Origin of the sequence: Dyadobacter sp. BHUBP1, assembly GCF_050587785.1 — a bacterium.
Lineage (GTDB): Bacteria > Bacteroidota > Bacteroidia > Cytophagales > Spirosomataceae > Dyadobacter.
On sequence record NZ_JBOBIH010000060.1, the window covers coordinates 1 to 349 of the forward strand.

Here is a 349-nt window from a genome sequence, read left to right on the forward strand (position 1 = left end):
CGTGGTTAAGTTACTAAGGGCACACGGTGGATGCCTTGGCGCTAGGAGCCGAAGAAGGACGCAGCGAACTGCGATAAGCCTCGGGGAGCGGTAAGCACGCTTTGATCCGGGGATCTCCGAATGGGGCAACCCACCATCTGTAATGGGATGGTATCCTTCACTGAATCCATAGGTGATGAGAGGGCAGACCCGGTGAACTGAAACATCTAAGTAGCCGGAGGAAGAGAAAACAATAGTGATTCCGTCAGTAGTGGCGAGCGAACGCGGAAGAGCCTAAACCGTCGGGTTTACCCGGCGGGGTTGTGGGGCGTCTCACATGGAGTTACAAAGGATGGATGTAGATGAACAG

1 rRNA gene is annotated in these 349 nt (G+C 54.4%); it reads left to right on the forward strand.

The features are described 5' to 3' along the window. Window positions 1–3 precede the first annotated feature (3 nt). Window positions 4–349 (forward strand): 23S ribosomal RNA (locus ACQ4MZ_RS31635); the annotation flags it as partial.